Origin of the sequence: Amycolatopsis sp. SB7-3, from assembly GCF_041021335.1 — a bacterium.
In the GTDB taxonomy this organism is placed as follows: domain Bacteria; phylum Actinomycetota; class Actinomycetes; order Mycobacteriales; family Pseudonocardiaceae; genus Amycolatopsis; species Amycolatopsis japonica.
In genome coordinates this window covers 301,081-323,149 of sequence record NZ_JBFPJQ010000007.1, presented here as the reverse complement: position 1 = coordinate 323,149, position 22,069 = coordinate 301,081, and the positions used below count along the sequence as shown (strand labels likewise).

General features: G+C 70.5%; 6 protein-coding genes. All 6 read right to left on the bottom strand.

Translation table 11 applies throughout. The features are described 5' to 3' along the window. Positions 1-58 precede the first annotated feature (58 nt). Complete coding sequence (locus AB8M46_RS36170; RefSeq protein WP_394363089.1) at positions 59-1,255, bottom strand: cytochrome P450; 1,197 nt, start codon at positions 1,253-1,255, stop codon at positions 59-61. Then, complete coding sequence (locus tag AB8M46_RS36165; protein WP_037346393.1) at positions 1,245-2,402, bottom strand: cytochrome P450; 1,158 nt, start codon at positions 2,400-2,402, stop codon at positions 1,245-1,247. The genes AB8M46_RS36170 and AB8M46_RS36165 overlap by 11 nt, the downstream gene beginning before the upstream one ends. Positions 2,403-2,424: 22 nt before the next feature. Next, the gene (locus tag AB8M46_RS36160; protein WP_037346391.1) at positions 2,425-3,600 is read right to left on the bottom strand and encodes a cytochrome P450; all 1,176 of its coding nucleotides are present in this window, start codon (positions 3,598-3,600) and stop codon (positions 2,425-2,427) included. 118 nt (positions 3,601-3,718) lie between these two features. Further along, the gene (locus tag AB8M46_RS36155; protein ID WP_037346390.1) at positions 3,719-3,928 is read right to left on the bottom strand and encodes an MbtH family protein; all 210 of its coding nucleotides are present in this window, start codon (positions 3,926-3,928) and stop codon (positions 3,719-3,721) included. A gap of 11 nt (positions 3,929-3,939) precedes the next feature. Beyond that, the gene (locus AB8M46_RS36150) at positions 3,940-9,501 is read right to left on the bottom strand and encodes an amino acid adenylation domain-containing protein (RefSeq protein WP_394363088.1); all 5,562 of its coding nucleotides are present in this window, start codon (positions 9,499-9,501) and stop codon (positions 3,940-3,942) included. A gap of 468 nt (positions 9,502-9,969) precedes the next feature. Beyond that, entirely contained in the window at positions 9,970-21,954 is an 11,985-nt protein-coding gene (locus tag AB8M46_RS36145) for an amino acid adenylation domain-containing protein (protein WP_394363087.1), read from the bottom strand. Between the last annotated feature and the right edge of the window lie 115 nt (positions 21,955-22,069).

Here is a 22,069-nt window from a genome sequence, read left to right as displayed (position 1 = left end):
TTAGAACCCGAATCGCCACTCACGACCACCTGTACCGACGCCTCACCTGTACCTTCACTCACCACTCGACCATCAGGCTCGTGAGCCCGTAAGCCGGTGTGGTGAGGCGGAACATGGTGTCCTTCTCGGGATCCGCGAGCCTCAGGCCGGGAAAACGCCGCCACAGCGACGTGAAGACCGTGCGCAGTTCGAGCCGCGCCAGCGAAGCGCCGAGACAGTGGTGGATCCCGTGCCCGAACGCCACATGCGGCACGGGCTCGCGGGTCAGATCGAGCCGGTCCGGATCCGGCACCAGCGCGGGATCGCGGTTCGCCATCGGAAGCGAGCACAGCACGGTCTCGCCCTCCTTGATCACCTCGTCCCCGATGGCGACGTCCTCCATCGCCGTCCGGGGGGTCGGGGCGTACGGCACGGTGAGATACCGGATCAGCTCGTCGACCGCCCGGTCCGCCGCCTGCCCGTCGCCCCGCACCGCGGCGAGCTGTTCGGGATGCCGCAGCAACGCCAGCACGCCGAGGCCGATCATGCCGGAGATGTTGTCGTCACCGGCCAGCATCACCTGCACGCAGAAGCCTCTCAGCTCCTCGTCGGTGGCCTCGTCACCGTGTTCGGCGACGACGGCCCCGATCAGTCCCTCGCCGGGTTCCTCGCGGTTCCTGGCGATCATCGCCAGCAGGTAGCGGGAGAACGCCTCGCCCGCGGCCGCTCGTCTCCGCTGGCTCAGTGAGGCGTCGAGATGTCCGTGGCACAGCTTGAGGAACATGGCGCGGTCGTCACGGGGCACCCCGATCAGTTCGCACAGCACGGCTCCCGGAACCTCGTCGGCGACGATTTCGATCACGTCGGCGGGCGAACCCTCGTCCTCCATGGCATCGAGCCGTTCCGACACGATCTGCTCGATGTACGGCTCCATGCGCCGCATCTTGCGCAGCGTGAACCCCGGCGTCAGCTTCTGCCGCATCCGGGTGTGCTCGGGCGGGTCGTAGTCCATCAGGTTGCCGACCAGCTCCTGCGGCCGGAAGATGCCTTCCCCGCCGACCTCGTCCTGCGCGTGCCACCGGCGCCGGGTGCTGAAGCGCTTGTGGTCGCCCAAAACCTGGCGCACGACGGAATGTCCCGCGGCCATCCAGATGGTCTCGGCGTCCGCGCCGGTGCCCACCGTGACCTTCGACAGCGGTCCGGCGGCACGCAGTTCGTCGGCCGGATCGAGGTCCTGTCTGCGAATGTGCAGCGGACGCGTGTCCTCACCACTCAACGGGGAGCTCCTCGATGTTGAACGGCGCGGGTTTGCCCGCCACGAACCGCAGCTCCTCCTCCGGCACCGCCAGCCGCAGGCCGGGGAACCGCCGGGCCAGGATCGGCAGCGCGACCCGCAGTTCGAGCCTGGCCAGCGGAGCGCCGACACAGTGGTGGATGCCGTGCCCGAAGGCCAGATGCCCGGGGCTGTTCTCCCGCGTGATGTCGAACTTGTCGCCGAGCGTGCGGTTGACCGCCAGCATCGAGCAGGTCAGCACGTCACCGGCGTGGATCTCGTATCCCGCGATGTTCAGGTCGACCAGCGCCGTCCGCGGCGAAGGGGCCTCGACGATCGTCGGGAAGCGCAAGACCTCCTCGGTCGCGCTGTCCACGAGTTCCGGCCGTTCGCGCAGCAGCGACAGCTGGGCCGGGTTCGTCGCGAACAGGAGCACCGCCATCGCCAGCTGGGCGGCCATCTGCTCGACGGCCACGATCAGGATCGCTTCGGCGAGCCCCGACAGTTCCTCGTCGCTGACCTTGTCGCCGTGCTCCCGCGCGATGAACCCGATCAGCTCGTCACCGGGATCACGGCGTTCGCGGGCCGCGAGCTTTTCGCAGTAGTTGACGACACCGAGGCTCGACTGGGCCCGCTGCTTGGGGATGCGGCTTTCCCGGCTGTCACGGATCATCCGCGACAGATCGGCCTGGTCGTCGCGCGGGACACCGAGGAACTCGCACGCGATGAGCGCCGGCATGGGCCAGCCCGCGTATCGGACGAAGTCGATCGGCGAGCCCATGCTCTCCAAATCGTCCAGGCCCTCTTCGATGATCTCCTCGACCCGGGGCCGCAACCGCTCGATCCGGCGGACGCTGAACGCCCCGGCCACCGTGCCACGCAGGCGGGTGTGGTCGGGCGGGTCGTAGGCCTGCAGGATGCCCGGCAGATGGGCCCGGTCCGCCTCGTCGTCGACCGGCCGCATCGAGCTGAACCGGGTGGCGTCGGCGAGGATCTCGCGGACCTCGTCGTATCCGGTGACCAACCATTGCCTGCGGCCGTTCAGCCCCGTTTCCGTGTCGTACCGGTGCAGGGGGCCTTCTTTTTGCAACGCGGAGAGCTCCGGCGCCGGATCGAGCCGGATCCGCTGATGCGGCAAGGGAACTACCATGATTCTCCTCAGGTTTCCGGCGCTACCAGTCGAGCAGCAGGGCTTCCACGTCGAACGGGGGTGGGCCGAATTTGAGCTTGCGCTCGGGCTCGGCGAGCCTGAGCTTGGGGAAACGCCTCGCCAGCGCGGGGATCGCCTCCCGGAACACCATCTCCGCCAGCGGCCTGCCGAGGCAGTGGTGGATCCCGTGGCCGAACGAGACGTGCGGCGACTTCTCCCGCGTGATGTCGAATTCGTCTTCCGGTGCCGGGAAGTTCGCGCGGTTGGCGCCCAGCAGGGAGCACGTGACGGTGTCGCCCGCCTTGACGAGACGGCCGCCGATCGTGACGTCCTCCTTCGCGATGCGCGGGTGGAGCTTCTCGTCGGTCGTCAGGTACCGGTTCAGCTCCTCCAGCCAGTCCGGGATGGTGTCCGGCCGTTCCCGCAGGATGTCGAACTGCTCCGGGAAATCGACCATCAGCAACGCGCCCGCCGCGAGGAACCGGGCCACCTGGTCGCCGCCCGCGCCCATGATGAACGCGGCCACCCCGGCCAGTTCCGCGTCGGTGATCTCGTCACCGTGTTCGCGCACCACGACACCGAACAGGTCGTCGCCGGGATCACGGCGGACCCGGGCGACGGCCTTGTTCATGTACTGCATGTACTTGTTGCCCGCCGCGTTGCGCCGTTTGTCCGTCCGCTCGGTCCGGCTGGCGTGCAGGGTGCGCGACAGATCGGCCTGATCGTCGCGCGGGATGCCGAGGAAATCGCAGGTCGCCGTCGTGGCGATGGCCCAGCCGAAATGCGGGACGAAGTCAGCCGGCCCGCCCATGTCCTCGATGGTGTCCAAGGTGTCTTCGACGATCTGCCGGACTTCCGGCCGGAACCCCTGCATCCGCCGGATGGCGAACGGCGGGGTGACCAGGCGGCGCAGGCGCGTGTGGTCCGGCGGGTCGTAGTGGGTGAGGAAACCGGGCCAGGCGATCCCGGCCGCGGTCCCGCCGTAGATGAGCCGCGCGCTGAACTTGTCCGAGCTGAGGACCTGGCGGACCTCGTCGTATCCGGTGGCGAGCCACGCCGTCCGCCGTTCACCGTCTTCCTCGGTGCCCAAGGCGGAGATGGGGCCTTCGGCCATCAGGGAAAGGAGTTCGGCCCCCGGGTCGAATCGGTTCCTCCGGTGGATTTCCAAGCCCTTGACGACGTTGAGCTCCTCGAACACGGCAGTTCCTTTCCGTCGTGAGTGGCGTTTCGGGTCAGAAGCCGAAACGCCACTCACGAGCACGAGCGGGTGGCGAGGCTCGTCCAACCGTCCGCATTGAGCGGCTGGACACCCCCGCTCAGCCGTTGACTTCGGCGATCAGGCTCTTCGGCCGCAGGTCCGTCCAGTGCTCCTCGACGTAGGCGAGGCATTCCTGGCGCGGGGCCTCGCCGTGGACGCGGGTCCAGCCCGCGGGCACCTCGGCGAACGTCGGCCAGAGGGAGTGCTGGCCCTCGTCGTTCACCAGCACGAAAAAGGAACCGTCTTCGTTGTCAAAGGGATTGCTCATCGGTTTTCCTTTCAGGCGCCCGGCCGAGGCCGGAGCTTCTCGGCGACGATGGACCCAATCTGGACCAACGCCGCGGGTTGCACCATGTCGTAATGGTTGGTCGGGATCTCGTGGTGTTCGATCGTGCCGCCGGTGAAGTCCTTCCAGCCCGCGACGGCCTCCGACACGGGCAGGTGCGCCGGCCGGTCCTCCGAGGCGACGAAGAGCAGGATGTCGCCGTTGAACGGCGAGGCCGTGTGCTGCGGCCCGACCTTCCAGAGGTTCTTCATGACCGCTTCCAGCCGCTCCCGGGCACCGGGGCCCTGGACCATGCCGCCCGCCAGCTCCAGATCCTGCTGTTTCCGTTTCTGGAGGCCGTCTTCGTCGCGCGCGGCCTCCTCGGTCACCGTGCCGGTCGCGTTCCGTCCCATGTAGACGGGATACGCGTCGAGCAGGGCGAGCAGGCCGAGTTCTTCCCCGTCGGCTTCGAGCATCGCGGCCATCGCCTGCGCGATCCGGCCGCCGAGCGACCAGCCGAGCAGGTGGTACGGCCCGGTCGGCTGCACGGCACGGATATGCGCGAGGTAGTCGGCCGCCATTTCCTCGACGCTCTCGGGCAGGCGTTCGGTCCGCGCGAGACCTCGCGCCTGCACGCCGTAGACCGGCTGGTTCGCGGGCAGATGCCGCAGCAGCGGCCCGTAGTTCCAGCTCAGCCCGCCGCTCGCGTGGACGCAGAACAGCGGCGGCCGGTCGCCGTTCGGCTGCAGCGGCAACAGGATCTCGTAGTCACCCGTCTTCACCGCGGTACTCGTGCGGCGCCGCTCCCCCACCACGATCAGGGTTTTGGCCGGGGTCTTGCGGGCGAGCAGGCCGGTGTTCAGCATCCGGTGCCCCGGCTCGCCGAACGGGCAGGGCTCACCGGACTTGCCCTCGTCGACCGCCGGACCGGTGACGTAGAGATCACCGACGACGCCTGGGGCGACCGGACGCCGCTGCTCGTCGAGCACGAGCGCGCCGACCGGGCCCAGTCCCGCGACCACCGCCGGCACCTCGCCCGCCCACCGCGCGGGTGCGATCGCCGGACGGCCGCGTTCGGTCTCGTCGAGGAAGAGGTCGAGCTCGCTGATCCGCCGCTGGGGATCCTCCGCGACCTGCTCCAGGACGCGGACCAGCCGCCGCGCCACCGATTTCGCCGTCGCCTCGTCGAACAGGTCGGTGGCGTACCGAAGAGTGCCTTCGAGACCGTCCTCGTCGTCGTCCTCGTCGAGCCGCTCGGTGAGCTTGAACGCCAGATCCAGTTCCGTGGCCTCGGTTCCACCCGGTTCGACGCTGGTGCGCAGGGCGGGCAGTTCCGCCGCGTCCCACGCGCCGATGTCCTCCTCGTCGACCTCCAGCCCCACCTGGAAGACGGGGTGGCGGGACAGCGAGGCGGGCAGGTCCAGCAGATCGACGATCCGCTCGAACGGCACGTCGAGCTGCTGACGCGCACCCCGGACGGCCTCCTGCACCCGTGTGACGACCTCGAGGAACGTCGGGTCACCGGAGAGATCCGTGCGCAGGGCGAGCGGCCGGGCGAACGGGCCGATCATCGGTTCGAGGTCGATGAGGTCCTCGTCCCGCGCCAGTTTCGTCCCGATCACCAGATCCTGGCCCGCACCGAATTTGCTCAGCAGCATCGCGAGACCGGCGTGCACGACGTGGATGGTGTCCGCGCCGAGCCGTTCCACCGCCTTGGTCAGCCGTTCGTACGGTTCGGCGCCGAGCCGCAACTCGACCGTGCCCGCCTTGCGCGACGGGACGGCCGGACGCGGCCGGTCGAACGGGAGCACCGTCTCGCCTTCGATCCCGGTGAGGGTGTCCCGCCAGAAGACGACCTGCTCGTTGATCAGGCTGCCCGGTTCGTCCTCGTCCGCGAGCAGCCGCTGCTCCCAGATCGCGTAGTCGGCGAACTGCAGCGCCAGCGGCGCGCGTTCCGGGACCCGGCCCGAACGCCGTGCGCCGTACGCGGCCGCCAGGTCGCGGAAGAACACGTCGAGCGAGTCGTCGTCGGCGAGGATCCGGTGCAGCCGCAGATGCAGCACGTGTTCCTTCTCCGCGAGCGCGAAAACGTCGCAGCGCCAAGGAACCTCACTGGTGAGGTCGAAGACCGACGCACGCAGCCCGGCGAGCAGACCGGGAAGCTCCTCCTCGGTGGCGGGCACCGGGGTCAGCTCGATGGCCGCGGGCTCGTGGACCAGCTGCCGGACGTTCTGCGCGTCTCCGGGGAAGGTCGTGCGCAGCACCTCGTGCCGGGCGGCGATGTCGCCGAGTGCCGCCCCCAGCGCGGCCACGTCGAGCCTGCCGCGCAGGCGCAGCGCGACCGAGATCTGCAGCCCGGCGGTCTCCTCGCCGGGGCTGGCCAGCAGCCACGCACGCAGCTGCCGCGCGGTCAGCGGAACCCGCTCGGGCCGCTCGGCCGGCTCCAGCGCGGGCCGCGACTTCGCGGCGAGTGCCCTGGCGACACCGGCGGGCGTCGGCGAGGAGAACAGCTGCCGGATGGGCAGATCCACGCCGATCACCTCGCGGATCCGCGCGATGAGCCGCATCGCCAGCGCCGAACTGCCGCCGAGGTCGTGGAAGGCGTCGTCGACCCCCACGTTGTCGACGCCGAGGATCTCCGAGAACAGATCGCAGAGCACCTTCTCGGATTCGCTCTCGGGCGCCTTCTCCGACGCGCGGCCGGCGAGATCCGGGGCGGGCAGCGCCCGGCGGTCGACCTTCCCGTTGGGCGTGACCGGAAGGCCGGGCAGCGCGACGACCGCCATGGGGACCATGTACGCGGGCAGCACCAAGCCCATCTGCCGCTTGATCTCCTCCGGACCGGCGTCGCCGCCGTCGGAGACGAAGTAGCCGACCAGCCGCTTCTCCCCCGGCTGGTCCTCGCGCGCCATGACGACGGCCTCGACCACGCCAGGCTGCGCGGCCAGCACGGATTCGACCTCGCCCAGTTCGACGCGGTAGCCGCGGATCTTCACCTGGTCGTCGGCGCGTTCGAGGAACACCACCTCGCCGCCGCGGGTCCAGCGGGCCATGTCGCCGGTGCGGTACATACGTTCGCCCGGCAGGAACGGGCACGCCACGAACCGTTCCGACGTCAGGCCCGGGCTGTCGAGATATCCCCGCGCCAGTCCCGTTCCCGCGATGTACAGCTCGCCAGCCACACCCGGCGCGACCGGCCGCAGGAAGGCGTCGAGGATGTAGATCCTGCGGTTGGTCATGGGGTGACCGATCGGCAGTTCCCGGTCGACGACGTCACCGGGTTCGATCGGAAGCCACGTCGCGCACAACGTGGTCTCGGTCGGCCCGTAGGTGTTGCGCACCCGAAGGTTCGGCTGGGCCCGCCGCAGGTTTTCCACGGACTGCGCGGGAACGATGTCGCCGCCCGTGCCGATCTCGACCAGACCGTCGAAGCATTCCGGCGACGTCTCCGCCAGCGCGCGGAAGGTCCCGGCGGTGAGGTGGACGTAGTTCGCGCCGCGCGCGACGGCCTGCCGCACCCCCGCCGCGTCGAGGACACCCGGCTCGGTGAGCAGGACACGCGCGCCGGTCGAGAGCGGCACCCACATCGCGTACAGCGACGGGTCGAAGACGTGCGTCGCGTGCATCAGCACGCCGTCGCCGGGGCCGATCTGCCAGCCTCGGTCGCCCGCCAGTCCCGCCACGCCGCCGTGCGGGATGCCGACGCCCTTGGGCAGGCCGGTGGATCCGGAGGTGTACATGACGTACGCCAGGTCGTCCGCGCTCGGCCGGAATTCCGTTGCCGTGCCGGCGAAAGCGTCGATGGCGGCGCGTGTCTCCGGCGCGTCAAGGACGATCGCGTCCTCCGGCGCGACCCCGCTGGTGGCCTGCGTGCACACGACGACCGAGACCCCGGAGTCTTCGAGGATGAACGCGATCCGCTCGGCCGGGTACTCGACGTCCACCGGGACGTACGCGGCGCCCGCCTTCCAGATCGCCAGGAACGCGATCAGCAGCTCCGGCGACCTTTCCATGGCGACACCCACGCGGTCGCCGCGGCCGACGCCACGGGCGGCGAGGTGCGCGGCCAGCCGGTTCGATGCCTGATCGAGGGCGGCGTAGGTCAGATCCGCGCCGTCGGCGTCGGTGATCGCCACCGCCTCGGGCGCCTCGGTCACCCGCCGGGCGAACAGTTCGACGACGGATTCCCCGGGGACCGGGCCTTCGGTCGCGTTGAATTCGTCCACCACCAGGGCGCGTTCGGCCTCGCTCAGCAGGGTCAACCGGCCGACGAGGACGTCGGGTTCGGCGACCAGCCGCTCCAGCACGCGGGCCAGCGCGCCGACGACCGATCCGGCGACCTTCTCGTCGAACAGGCCGCGGTCGTAGTCGAGGATCAGCGGCATCTGCTCACCCGGGCCGGTGACCAGCGTGAACGGGTAGTGCGAGGAGTTGCGCCCGCGTTTGACCGGACGCAGGGTCAGGCCGTCGTGGGCCTGACCGAGCCCCTTGCGGGGGAAGTTCTCGTAGATGACCAGCGTGTCGAAGACCGCGCCGGGCCCGACCACGGCCTGGACGTCCTGCAGGCCGAGATGCTGGTGGGCCATGAGCGCCGACTGGTCGCGCTGCAGTTCGGCGAACAGGTCGACCGCGCGGCGGGCGCCGTCGAGCCGCACACGCACCGGCAGGGTGTTGAGCAGCTGGCCGACCATCGACTCGACGCCGGCGAGTTCGGCGGGACGGCCCGAAGCGGTCGCGCCGAACACGACCTCGGTGCGACCGGCGAGCTGCGAAAGCACGACGGCCCACGCACCCTGCACCACGGTGTTCAGCGTGAGGTCGTGGCCGCGCGCCAGATTCGCCAGCCCCTCGGTGAGTTCCGTCGACAGCTCGACGATCTCGGTGTCGATCTCCGGCACCCGGCCGGGATCGGCGGGCGCGACCGCGGTGGGCGTGTCGATCCCGGCGAACTCCTCGCGCCAGGCGGCGCGGGCGATTTCCTTGTCCTGCTTGCCGAGCCAGGCGAGATAGTCCCGATAGGACACTGTGGGCGGCAGGCCGGAAGCGTCCCCGCCCGCGGCGTAGATCGCGGCGAGTTCGCGGTGGATGATCGGCATCGACCAGCCGTCGGTCAGCACGTGGTGCAGCGTGTGCACGAGCCGGTGGCGGTCCGGGCCGAGCCGGATCAGGTGCAGCTTCATCAGCGGCGCCACCTCGATACGGAGCCGCTCGGCCAGCTCGTCGGCGGCCAGCCGGTCCACTTCGCTTTCGAGGATCTCCTCGGGCAGCCCGGTCAGATCCGTTTCACGCCAAGGGATCTGCGCGTCGCGGGTGATGACCTGCACCATCTGCGCGCCGCTGACGTACCGGAAACAGGCCCGCAGCGCGGCGTGCCGGTCGACCAGCGCCTGCCATGTCGCGCGCAGCAGCGCGGCGTCCAGCGGGCCGTCGATACCGTAGACGGTCTGCACGGTGTACGTGTCCGGCCCGTCGTCGTCGAGCGCGGTGTGGTAGAGCATTCCCTCCTGCAGCGGGGAAAGAGGCCAGACGTCCTCCACGCTGGAACGCGGTTTCGCGCGAGTGTCGTCAACGGTCACGATCTGCTCCTTGGTGGGTGGGTGAACTCGCGTTCGCGATGGGGCTCGTGAGTGGCAATGGTCGTTCTATCGAGCTGCAGATGAGCGCCTCCGCGCCGTTGCCGCGGAGGCCTTCTTCGCCTGCTTCAGGCGGGCAGGAAGGCCTATTCGGCGTGAGTCCGGACGGCGATGCAGGCGGACCGGCCCTGAGTGTCCACAAGGGACATCTCGTGCCGATCCGGTGTCCGATTGATGCATATCTATACGTTTCCGCGCGGGGTCGTGAGTGGCAAAGAGGGTTAGAACGACCATCGCCACTCACGACCCCCGGGCAATACGACGCAAAGTGCTCAAAGCGGACATCAAAACCCGACCTGGCGTCCCTTGTGGACAGTCAAGGGTGCGCGCGAGGTCTCCGTGGCGAGCAAGCTCTCGCCGCCATCTCCACGCCGCATTTGACTTACCTCTCACTAGAACCGTCCTTGCCACTCACGAGAATCCGGCCTCGAGTTGGTCCAGCTGGTCAGGAGAAAGGGCGAGGAGCGAGCCCCCGGCGGGCTCCGGTTCCGGGGTGCTTTCGCCTTCGGCCGGGATCTCCTTGACGAGCGTCGCCAGCCGTTCCGGTGTCTTCTCTTCGAACACCTGCCACGGGCTCAGTTCCAGCCCTTCGCGGCGGGCACGGGCCGACAGCTGCATCGAGATGATCGAGTCGCCGCCGAGTTCGAAGAAACTGTCGTCGGGCCCGACCTGCTCCAGGCCGAGCACCTCCGCGAACAGGTCGCACAGCCTCGCCTCCATGGCCGTGCGCGGGTCGCGTCCGGAGGACATGCCGGAGAAGTCGGGTGCCTGCAGCGCCCGGTGGTCGAGTTTGCCGTTCGGGGTGAGCGGCATCTTCTCCAGCGCCACGAACGCCGCGGGCATCATGTACTCCGGCAGGCGTTCCGCCGCCATCTCGCGCAGCACCGACGTCAGCGAGCCGTCGGCGCCGTCCGACGGCACGACGTAGGCCACGAGCCGTTTGTCACCCGGCCCATCCCGGTGCACCGCGACCGCCGCCTGCGCGACGCCCGGATGTTCGGCGAGCACGTTCTCGATCTCCGCGGGCTCGACCCGGTAGCCGCGCACCTTGACCTGCGCGTCGACCCGGCCGACGAAGATCAGCTCGCCGTCGGGGTCCCAGCGGAACCGGTCGCCGGAGCGGTACATGCGCTCGCCAGGGGTGAACGGGTCCGCGACGAACCGTTCCGCCGTCAGGCCCGGCCGCCCCAGGTACCCGCGAGCGAGCCCGGCCCCGGCGATGTACAGCTCGCCGGTGACACCCGGCGGCACCGGCTGCAGGTACGCGTCGAGGATGTAGTGCTTCACGTTCCGGATCGGGCCACCGAGCGGGACCACCTCGTGTCCCGGCGACAACGGGGCGCTCATGGTCGAGCAGATCGTCGTCTCGGTCGGGCCGTAGGCGTTGATGAACCGGCGGCCCGGCGACCAGCGGTCGACCAGCGCGGGCGTGCACACCTCGCCGCCGGTCAGCACGCCCCGCAGCGTGTCCGGCAGATCCTCCTCCACCGCCAGCACACTCGGCGACACCGTGAGATGCGTGATCCCCCAGCGCCGCAGCGCGTCTCCGAGCGTCACCCGCGGCGGCATGGTCTCCGCGTCGGCCAGCACCAGGGTCGCGCCGGCCAGCAGCGACATGTACAGCTCGGAGACGATCGCGTCGAAGCCGATCGCGGACAGCTGCAGAACCCGCGAAGACGACGTCACGCCGAGGCGTTCGATATGCGCCGTCGCCAGGTTCCCGAGCCCGGAATGGGTGACCATGACACCCTTCGGCACCCCCGTCGACCCCGACGTGTAGATCACGTACGCCGCGTCGGTCGGCTTCACCGGCGGCAGGACGACAGCCGGATCCGCGGCCGGGAGTTCGTCCAGCATCAGGATTTCGCCGTCGAACGTCGACGGCACCACCGCCCGCGTGGCCGCCGTGCACACCAGCACCTGCGGCGCCGAGCTCATCAGCATCAGCTCGATACGCTCGGCCGGATAGTCCGGGTCGACCGGCACGAAAGCCCCGCCGGAGAACGACACGCCCATCATCGTCACCACGAGTTCGGCCGACCGCTCCACCAGGACACCGACCCGGGTCTCCCGCCGGACACCCAGCCCGACGAGCAACCGCGCCAGCGTCTCGACCTCGCCGAGCAGCCCGCCGAAGGTCAGGGTCCGCTTCGCGTCCTCGATCGCCACGGCGTCGCGAGACCTCTCCACCTGGCGGCGGAACAGCACCGGCAGGGCTTCGGCCTCGAACGGCACCTCGGTCCGGTTCCACTCGTCGATCACCAGACGGCGCTGCTCCGGCCCGATCAGGGCGACCCGCCCGACCGGCACCCGCGGTTCGGTCACGACCTGGTCGAGTGCCCGGACGATCGAGGCGACGATCTCCTCGATCCGCGTCCGGTCGAACACGTCCGGCCGGTAGATCACCTCACCGTGGACGCCGCCGCCTTCGGAAGCGCGGATGGACAACGGATAGTGCCCGGTGTCGTCCGGGATCCCCGCCGGGCGCAACGCGAGGACGTCGGGATCGTCGGACGGCGGGGGCGGCGGCGGGTAGTTCTCGAACACCACGATCGTGTCGAAGGCCGCGCCCGGACCGGCGAGCTGGTTGATCTCGGTCAGCCCGACATGCTGATGCGGCATGAGGGCGACCTGGCGTTCCTGCAGATCCGTCAGCATCTCCAGGAACGGCTGGGCGCCGGTGAGCCGGGCACGGACCGGCAGCATGTTCATGAACAGGCCGACCGCGGATTCGACACCCGGGATCTCGATCGGCCGTCCGGCCACCGTGGTCCCGAAGACGACGTCGTCGCGTCCGGTCAGCCTGGCCAGCAGAAGTGCCCAGACACCTTGGAAAAGCGTGTTCGTCGTGACGCCGTGGCGCCGCGTGAACTCCATCAGCCGGGTACCGAGTTCGGCGTCGAGTTCGAAGCGGACGCGGTCCGGCTCGATGGGCACGGCGATCGTGTCCGGCGGCACCACGTGGGTCGCCTCGTCGAGCCCGGCGAGTTCGGTCCGCCACGCCTGTTTCGCGGCCGCCTTGTCCTGACGGGAAAGCCAGGCGAGGTACTCCCGGTACGACGTCGGGGTGGGAAGCGTCCGCTCGCCTTCGTACGCCGCCATCACCTCGCCGAGGAAGACCGGAAGCGACCAGCCGTCGGCCGAGATGTGGTGCGACCGGAGCACCAGCCGGTGCCTGCGGTCGCCGAACCGCACCAGGTGCAGGTGCAGCAGCGGCGCCTTCGCCAGGTCGAACCGCTCGGCATGGGACTCCGCCGCGAGCCGCTCGAATTCCGCCAGCGCCTCGGCTTCAGGCAGGTGGGACAGGTCGGTTTCCTGCCACGGCACCGGAACATCGCGGACGACCGCCTGGACGGCCTTGCCGGAGCCGAGCCGGTGGAAACCCGCCCGCAGCGCGGGATGCCGGTCGAGCAGGGTCTGCCACGACGCGCGGAACCGGGCGACGTCGAGCGGTCCGTCGAGGATGATGTCGCGGATGCCGGCGTAGACGTCCGGGCCGCGCTCGTCGACCGCGTGGAACAGCAACCCTTCCTGCAGCGGGGAAAGCGGCCAGATGTCGTGCAGGTTCGGGACGAGCGCCTCGACGTCCGACACTTCCCGCTGCGTCAGCTCGATGAGCGGGAAGTCGGACGGCGTGTGTCCTCCCGCGCCGGCTTCAGCGTGAGTCGCGAGCTCCGTCAGCGAGTCCAGCCATGCCTTGCCGAGCGATTCCGCGTCGGCTTCGGTGAGCAGCCGTTCCGCCCAGGTCATGGTCAGGGTGAACTCGGGTCCGGCGTCGCCGTCGAGCACCACCGCGTCGATTTCGACGGCGTGCCGCAGCGGCAGGTCGTCCTCCGCCGTGCCGCCGATGGTTCCGGCGAGCTGCCAGGGTTCCGCGTCGCCGTCGGGCCGGGGCGAGAACCGGCCGAGGTAGTTGAACCCGATCTCCGGCGACGGCAGTGCCGCCAGCACCTTTCCGGTTTCGTCGTCGAGATATCGCAGCATCCCGTAACCGAGCCCGCCGTCGGGGACCGCACGCACGTTTTCCTTGACCTGCTTTAACAACTGGCCAGGTGTGTCCGCCCCGGCGGTGTCCAACCTCAGCGGATGGACATCGGTGAACCAGCCGAGCGTCCGCGAAAGGTCCATGTCTTCGAGGGGCTCACGCCCGTGACCTTCGACGTCCACCACGACGGCGGTGCCGCCGCGCCATCGGGTGACCGCGCCGGCGAGGGTGGCCAGCAGCACCTCGTGGATGCCGCAATGGAACGCCGCCGTCGCCTTCTCCGCCAGGACGCTCGCCCGTTCCCGCGGCAACGTCCACGAGCGGCGGCCGGAGGTCGCGATGGTGTCGCGTTTCGGGTCGAGTACGCCGACCCGCGCCCGCGCGCCGTCGAGGATTTCCTTCCAGGTCTCCAGTTCCCCGGTCCGCCGCGCGGCCTGTTCGGCCAGCGTCCGCGCCCAGCGCCGGAAGGAGACGGGCGGCGGGTCGAGCACCGGTTCCTCGCACGCCGCCTGCAGATCGGCGAGCAGGACACGCCACGACACGACGTCGACCGCGAGGTGGTGGGCGGCCAGCACGAGCCGCCCCTTGGCGCCCGCGTCCACCCACACGGCCTGGAACAGCACACCCGCGACGGGATCGAGCCGTCCGGCCGCCTCGTGCGCGTGGCGCTCCGCGATCTCGTCGAGGTCACCGTCGCCCGCCTCGACCCGCTGAAGCACTGTGGCGACGTCCACGGTTCCCCGCTCCGCCACGACCAGACTGGAGTCGACGACCCGGCTGCGCAGCAGGTCATGCGTATCGATCACGGTACGCAGACCGGCCGTCAGCGCCGTCTCGGCCAGGTCGCCTGGCACTCCCGCGATCACCCATTGCGCCAGCGCGCCCCGGGACATCGCGCCGGGGTCGCGTTCGAGCAGCGCCCGCACGACCGGCGTCCACGGCACCTCGCCGACGCCGTCGGCGACCTCGGCCTGCCGCACACCGCGTCCGGCGACGGCAGCGATCCCCGCGGGGGTCTTCTGCTCGAAGACCTGCTTGGCACCGAAGACGTAGTCCTCGCGCCGGGCGCGGGCGGCCAGCCGCATCGAGAGGATCGAGTCGCCGCCCAGTTCGAAGAAGCTGTCGTCCGCGCCGACCCGGTCCACGCCGAGGATCTCGGCGAACAGATCGGTCAGCACGCGTTCGGCCTCGGTGCGCGGTTCACGGCCGGCGGCTTTCCCGGCGAATTCGGGAGCGGGCAGGGCGGCGCGGTCGATCTTCCCGTTGAGGGTCAACGGGAAGGTGTCGAGTACGAGCACCACCGCGGGCACCATGAACTCCGGCAGCCGCTGCGCGAGCCGCGTCCGGACCGTCTCGGCGTCCAGTTCCGATTCCGCGGTGACGTAGGCGATCAGCCGCTTCTCGCCGGGGCGTTCCTCCCGGGCGACCACGACGGCCTGGGCGACGTCGGGCAGTGCGGTCAGCGCGGCCTCGATCTCGCCCGGCTCGACACGGTAGCCCCGGATCTTCACCTGGGAGTCGGCGCGGCCGCCGAACAGCAGTTCGCCGTCTTCGGTCCAGCGCGCGAGGTCGCCGGTGCGGTACAGGCGCTCACCGGCCGCGAACGGATTCGCGACGAAACGCTGCGCCGTCGCGTCCGGAGCACCCAGATAACCGTGCGCCAGACCGGCACCGGCGAGATACAGCTCTCCGGTCACCCCCGGCGCCACCGGCTGCAGGAACCCGTCGAGCACGTACGCCTGCCGTCCGGCCAGCGGTCCGCCGATCGGCAGGACGTCGCCCGTTTCGGCACCCGGTTCGAGGACGAGCCAGGTGGCACACAGGGTGATCTCGGTGGGGCCATACAACTGGCGGAACCGGACGTCCGGGCAGGCACGGCGCATCCGCTCCACGGACGCGAGAGGCACCGCGTCGCCGCCGGTCAGGATCTCCCGCAGCCCGATGAACGACTCCGGCGCTTCCTCGGCCACCACACGGAAAGTCCCGGCGGTCAGGTGGATGGTGGTGACGCCGCGCTCGATCGCCTCCCGCACCCGCTGCGCGTCGACCGCACCCGGTTCCGCGACCACGACGGTGGCCCCGCTCACCAGCGGCACCCAGATCTCGACCAGTGACGCGTCGAAGGCGTGGGAAGCGTGCAGCAGCACACGATCCCCGGGTCCTTGCGACCAGCCCGGGTCACCCGCCAACGCCGCGACACTGCCGTGCGGCACCGCGACCCCCTTGGGCACGCCGGTCGAACCCGACGTGTACATCACGTACGCCGTGTCGTGCACGCCGACGATGACGGGCGGCGCCGCGTACTCCCTCGCGCCCATGACGACCGGCTCGATCCCGTGCGGCACCGCGTCGAGGCTCGCCGTCACGCAGATCGCCAGCGCCGCACCGGAATCGGCCAGCATCCGCTCGATCCGCTCCGCGGGGTAATCGACGTTCACCGGAACCTGGGCCGCGCCGGCCTTCCAGACCGCGAGCAGGGCGACGAGCAGATCCGCGCCACGTTCCATCACGACACCGACGCGGTCACCGCGCCGCACCCCTCGCGAGGCCAGATATCCGGCCAGCCCCCCGGATTCCCGGTCGAGTTCGGCGTAGGACAGCGTGCGATCCCCGTCGACGACCGCGACCGCGTCCGGCGATTCCGCAACCCACCGCCGGAACAGCTCCGGCACCGTGGTCCCGGACGTCGCCTCGCCCGTCGCGTTCCAGTGCTCCACCACGGAAGCACGCGCCGGTTCGCTCGTCACGCCGAGGCGGCCCACAGGAAGCGAGGCCTCCGCCGACACCCGCTCCAGCACCCGCACGACCTGCCTGGCGACCTCGGCCGCCGTTCCTGACTCGATCCGGTCGGGCCGGTACGCCACGCGGATCTGCAGGGTCTTGCCGGGCGAAACGCTCATGGTCAGCGGATAGCCGGTGCCGGTCCTGGTCACGACCGAGCTGATCGACACCCCGCCGTCGTCGCCGAGACCGTCGGCGTCGTGCGGATAGTTCTCGATCATCACGATGGTGTCGAAGACCGCGCCCGCCCCCGCCGCGCGCTGCACCTGCGACAGCCCCAAGTACTGGTGCTCGCTCAACGCGGACTGACGGCTCTGCAGGTCCTGGAGCAGTTCCAGCACCGGCAGGTCACCGTCGAGCCGCACGCGGACCGGGACGGTGTTGATGAACATCCCCACCATCCGCTCCACGTCCGGCACGTCCGCCGGACGGCCGGAGACGACCGTCCCGAACACGACGTCGGTGCGGCCCGCGAGCCGCGACAGCACCAGCGCCCACGCGCCCTGCACGATCGTGCTCAGCGTCAGGCCGTGTCCGCGGGCGAATCCGGTGAGCGCCCGTGTCGCCGCTTCGGGCAGCAATTCGGCGTGCTCGCCCGGGACGACCATCGCCTTGTCCGCGTCGGCGTCCACCACGGTCGGCTCGTCGGAACCGGCGAGTTCGGCGCGCCACGCCTCCTGCGTCGCCTGCTCGTCCTGGCGGCTCAGCCAGCTCAGATAGTCCTTATAGGACGGTGACTTCGACGGTCCTCGTCCGCCCGCGTACGCGATCGACACCTCGCCCAGGACGAGCGGCGTCGACCAACCGTCCAGGAGAACATGGTGCGACGTCAGCACGAACCGGTGCCGCACCGGGCTCAGCTTGATCAGCATCAGCCGGAGCAGCGGCGCCTTGGTCACGTCGAACCGCTCGGCCTGGTCCTCGGCGAGCAGTCGCTCGATCTCCGCGGCCGCGTCCTCCTCGCCGACGTGCGACAGATCGACCGTGCGCCAAGGGATTTCGGCCTCGGCGGCGACGACCTGCACCGTCGCGCCGGAACCCAGCTGGTGGAAGCCCGTCCGAAGCGAGTCGTGCCGGGCGACCACCTGGTTCCACGCGGCCCGAAGCCGGTCCGCGTCGAGCGGTCCGTCGAGGTCCAGGATCCGCTGGCTCTGATAGACGTCGACGCCGTCGTCGGCGACGGCCCGCTCGAAGAGCATGCCTTCCTGGAGCGGTGAAAGCGGCCAGATGTCGGTCAGGCCCGGCGTCGCGGCTTCCAGCTCCGCGACGTCCTGCTGCGCCAGCTCGACGAGAGCGAAGTCGGACGGCGTGTGCCCGCCCGCGGCGCGATCGTCGGCGAGCGCGTTCAGCGTCGCCAGCCATGCCTCACCGAGACGCTCGACCGTGGCGGGATCGACATCCCGGCCGTCGATGGCGAGCCCGAGCCGCGGCCCCTCCGGCGTGTCCTGTACCTCGGCGCCGACCTCGACGGGATGGGCCAGGATCATGTCCGGCCCACCGCCGAGCGGCCCTTCGCCCGCCGGCTGCCACGCACGGTCCTTGGCGGAAAGGCTGGTGCGGCCGAGATAGTTGAACCCGATCTGCGCGGACGGCGACTCCGCCAGCCTGGCGCCGGTCTCGGGGTTGAGGTACCGCAGCAGCCCGTAGCCGAGTCCGTCTCCGGGGACCGCGCGGATCTGTTCCTTGGCGGTCTTCAGCAGGTTCCCCGACGAGACGTCGAAGCGGACGGGGTGCACGCTGGTGAACCAGCCCACCGTGCGCAACAGGTCTTCGCCGTCGGCGGCCTCGCGACCGTGTCCTTCGACGTCCACGAGCAGCGCGCCGGTCCCGCGCAGTCGCGTCACCGCACCCGCGAGACCCGCCAGCAGGACGTCCTGGATTCCGCAGTGGAAGGCGTTCGGCAGCCGGGTCAGCAGGTCGTCCGCCACGGCGCCGGACAGCGTCGCGGACCACGAGTGCGTCTTGCCCGCGCTCAGGTCCACGGCCGGTTCCGCCCCGTCGAGGAGGGCGAGCCAGCGGCCGGTTTCGGCCACGGCACGCTCGTCGCGCGCCTGCGCGGCCAGGCGCCGCGCCCAGTGTCGGTACGACGTCGTCACTGGTTCGAGCGCCGCGCCTTCGTAGGCCGACCGCAGATCGGGCAGCAGGATTCCCCACGAGACCGCGTCGACGGCCAGGTGATGCGCCACGAGCGCGAGCCGTCCCTGCCCGGATTCCGGATCGTCGATCCACACCGCGCGCAGCATGGTCCCGGTCGCCGGATCCAGCGTGGCCGTCGCCTTCCGGACCTCGCGTCCGGCGGCCTCGTCCAGGTCTCGGGCCTCGACGCGCGTCACCAGACCGGCCGCGTCCACCGCACCCGGCTCGGGCACGATCAGCCGGCCCGCGGTCACGCGCGCCCGCAGCAGATCGTGCGTGTCCAGTACGGCCTGCACGGCCTTGACCAGCGCTTCCTGGCTGAATTCTTCCGGAGTGACGAGGACTCTGGCCTGTGCGAAGCCCGGCCGCACGGCGTTCTCGCCGAGGGCGAGCATCACCGGCGTCATCGGGATCTCGCCCACCCCGGACTCCACTGTGGACGGTGCCACGGCGTCCTTGGCCAGCGCCGCCAGCCGTTCGGGCGTCCGGTGCTCGAAGACCAGCCGCGGGGTCAGGGAGATGCCCTCGCGCCGGGCGCGGGCGGCCACCTGCATCGACGAGATCGAGTCGCCGCCCAGCTCGAAGAAGCTGTCCTCGACGCCGACCCGCTCCAGCCCGAGGACGTCGGCGAACACTCCACAAAGGACTCGTTCGTCCTCGGTCGCGGGCTCGCGGCCCGCCGCCTTCGCCGAGAAGTCCGGTTCGGGCAGCGCCTGCCGGTCCACCTTCCCGTTGACGGTCAGCGGCAAGTCGTCCAGCACCAGCATCGCGGCCGGGATCATGAACTCGGGCAGCGTCTCGGCGAGCTGTCCGCTCAGAAGCGCCGGGTCCAGGGCCTGCCCCGCTTCGGGGACGGCGTAGCCGATCAGGTGCTCGCCCCGGGCGACGACCACGGCCTGCGCGACGCCGGGCAGCCGGGCGAGCGCCACCTCGATCTCGCCGGGCTCCACACGGTAACCGCGGATCTTCACCTGGTCGTCGGCGCGGCCGGCGAACGCCAGCGTGCCGTTCTCCGTCCAGTACGCCAGGTCGCCGGTCCGGTACATGCGGCCGCCCGCGACGAACGGATCCGCGACGAACCGCTCGGCCGTCAGCATCGACCGGCCCAGATAGCCTTGCGCCACACCGGCTCCGGCGACGTACAGCTCGCCAGGCAGGCCCTGCGGAACAGGCCGCAGGAACGCGTCGAGCACGTAGACCCGGCGTCCCGCGAGCGGACGGCCGATCGGCAGCACCGCGCCCATCCCGTCGCCGGGTTCGAGCAGCCACCATGTCGCGCACAGCGTGGCCTCGGTGGGCCCGTACAGATGCCGCACCCGCACGTCCGGGCACGTCCGCCGGACACGCTCGACCGCGGCAGGCGGTACCGCGTCGCCGCCGGTCAGCACCTCGCGCAGTCCGGCGACCGACTCCGGAGCTTCCTCGGCCAGCACCCGGAAACTGCCGGCGGTCAGGTGAGCGGCCGTGACCCCGGAGGCCACGTAACCGGCCAGCGCCTCGCCGTCCACCACCCCCGAGCCGGCGAGCACCAGCCGCGCGCCCGTCAGCAGCGGCACCCACATCTCGAACAGGGAGATGTCGAAGGCGTGCGAGGCGTGCATCAACACGGCGTCTCCGGGACCGACGTCCCAGCCGGGCTCGCCGACCAGTGCCGCGACGTTGCCGTGCGACACCGCGACACCCTTGGGCGTGCCCGTCGAGCCCGACGTGTACATCACGTACGCGACGTCGTCGGCCGTGACGCCGATCGACCGCCGCGCGGACTCCGCGACCGCTCGCCGGGTCTCCGGATCGTCGAGGACGATCGGGGCGAGACCGCCGTCCAGCACCGCGTTCCGGTGCGCTTCCGTGCACACCACCGCCGCCGGTTCGGCGTCCGCCAGCATGAACTTCACGCGTTCCGCCGGATACGCGGGGTCCAGCGGGATGTACGCGGCACCCGCCTTCCACACGGCGAGCAGGGTCGCGATCAGGTCGGGTGAGCGGTCCATCACGACGGCGACCCGGTCTCTGCGCCGGACGCCCTTGCCGCTCAGGTACCCGGCGAGCCGCTCGGCGCGCTCGGCCAGCTCTCCGTACGACAGCGTCTCGTCACCGTCGACGACGGCCACCGCGCTTTCGTCCTGACGCGAGAACAGATCCGGCGCCAGGACGTCCGGGGTCGGCTCGGACGACACGCCCCACCGACCGACCGTTTCGCGCTCGGCCTCGCTGATGACCTCGATGTCGGCGACGGTGAGACCGCGCGTCAGCTGACGCAGCACGCCGGTGAACCGCTCGACGATGGCGAGCGCGGCCGCCTCGTCGAAGAGGTCCGTGAGGTAGTCGAGTTTGACGAGCATCGACTCGCCGGGAACGGCGACCAGCGTCAGCGGATAGTGAGCCGCTTCCTGGCCCTGGTTCACGCGAATGCCGAAGGGGGCGGTGGACTCCGGGCCGCCGAGCTCGCGCGGGAAGTTCTCGAAGACGATCATCGTGTCGAAGCTCGCGCCGGGACCGGCCGCCTGCTGGATGTCCGCCAGCCCGACGAACTGGTCGGGGATGAGCGCCGACTGCCGCTTCTGCAGCTCCGCCAGCATCTCGACGACCGGCGCCGAGCCACGCAACCGCGCGCGCACCGGGACGGTGTTGAGGAACAGCCCCACCATTCCTTCCACGCCGGGCAGATCCGGCGGGCGCGCCGAGACCACCGCGCCGAACACGACGTCGGTGCGGCCGGACAGCTGGGCGAGCACCAGCGCCCACGCACCCTGCACCACCGTGTTCAGCGTGAGCCCGTTGCCGCGGGCCAGCTCCTCCAGCGAGCGGGTGAGCTCCGAGGGAAGTTCGACCGTGACGCTCTCGGGAATCCCGGGCGCCCGTCCCGGATCGGCGGGCGCGACCAGCGTCTGCGACTCGAGATCGCCCAGTTCCTTCGTCCAGGCCGAAAGCGCCTTCGTCTTGTCCTGGCGGCTCAGCCACGCGAGATATTCGCGGTACGGCGTCACTTCCGGCAGCTCCGCCGCCGCGTACAGCGCCGACAGCTCGTCGAACACGATCGGCAGCGACCAGGCGTCCATGATCGCGTGATGGCAGGTCACCACGAGGCGATGGCGGTCGTCGCCGAGCCGGATCAAGGTCAGCCGCAGCAACGGCGCCGTCGCGAGGTCGAACCGCTTCGTCCGGTCCTCTTCGGCCAGCTCGTGCACGGCGGCTTCGGGGTTTTCGAGGTGGGACAGGTCGATCTCGCGCCACGGCAGTTCGACCTGCCTGGCGATGATCTGCACGGTCTCACCGGTCTTGCGCTGCCGGAAGCAAGCCCGCAGTGAAGCGTGCCGGGCCAGCAGCGCCTCCCACGCCGCGCGCAACCTCGCCGCGTCCACGGGCCCGTCCAGCTCCAGGACCCAATGTCCGATGTAGACGTCGAGCCCCTCACCGTCGTAGACCGCGTGGAAGACCAGCCCTGCCTGCAACGGCGACAGCGGCCAGATGTCCTCGATCCGCGACTGAGCCATCAATTTCTCCCTCGATCAGCGAAGTCCTTCGGCGAATCCCGTCCTGCGCGAAGTCGAAGAGCCGACGTCGAACGCGGCATGTCCCCCCGCAGAATCGTCGCCCGAAGGGTCGGCA